Here is an 895-nt window from a genome sequence, read left to right on the forward strand (position 1 = left end):
CGGTTGATCGGGTTCTTGATCAGCAGTTGGCTCTTGCCGTCGTACATGGTCACCGACCAGAAGGCATTGACGGGCGGCAGTTTGCCGGCGGGGAAGGTCAGCGTGTAGTTGTGCTTGCTGGTATCGAGCGTCTTGCCGGTGCCGTCAGTGCGGGTATAGGGGTACATCGCCTCGACGGCGTCATTGCCGTACAGGCCGCCCTTCGCGGCGCCTGCGCGCATCAGCCAATCGGCTTTGTAGAATGCCTGGTCGCCGAAAAACGCGCCGACGTTCCAGCCGTTGATATTTTTCATTCCGCTCGAGAGAAACTTGTCGACCTGCTCGTCGCCGCCCTTCATCCCCAGCAAGACCGCGGCCTTGTGCTCGAGCGACAGGTCCTTGAATTCGAAGCTCCGGCCGGGGCCTACGCCGATGCTGGCCAGCTTCGCCCGGATCGCCTTGTCCTCCGCCGATGGCGGCACATACTGCAGCGCGGCCGACAGGTACTCGAAGAAGTTGTCCTTGATGCCCCCCGTGGTGGCCGGTACGAAATCAATCTTCGGCGCAGCGGGTGGCGCGGGTTGATGGAGGAAGGCGGACAGCGGCTGGACCTTGTAACCCGCCTGAACCTTCTCGACATTCGGCATGTCGGCTGGATTGAACAACTGGGTCCGGATCAACGTCAGTGCGAAGGGGGTCGTGGAGCTGAACACTTTATCGATGCCAGGGGGTGTCGCCCCCTTCCAGTCGGGGCCTGCAATCAGATAGCTGCCGGGCGCGCTGGCAGTTGCCCGGCTCCCGATGTAGCCGTAGTTATAGGTATTGCCGTCGATTAGCTGCACCGAGTAGTAGCGCTTTTTGGAGACGGCCGGCACGGTGATCACGAGAGGCTCTGCGCGCAGGTCGGTCCAGAGGA

1 protein-coding gene is annotated in these 895 nt (G+C 61.9%); it reads right to left on the reverse strand.

Features of this window, described 5'->3' with window-relative positions; translation table 11 throughout:
• Positions 1 to 895 (reverse strand): DUF1254 domain-containing protein (locus ACM6IR_RS23990; RefSeq protein WP_414909988.1); only part of this gene is annotated, 895 nt, incomplete at both ends.

It is taken from the genome of Pseudomonas sp. IT-P253 (assembly GCF_949768125.1).
Lineage (GTDB): Bacteria > Pseudomonadota > Gammaproteobacteria > Pseudomonadales > Pseudomonadaceae > Aquipseudomonas.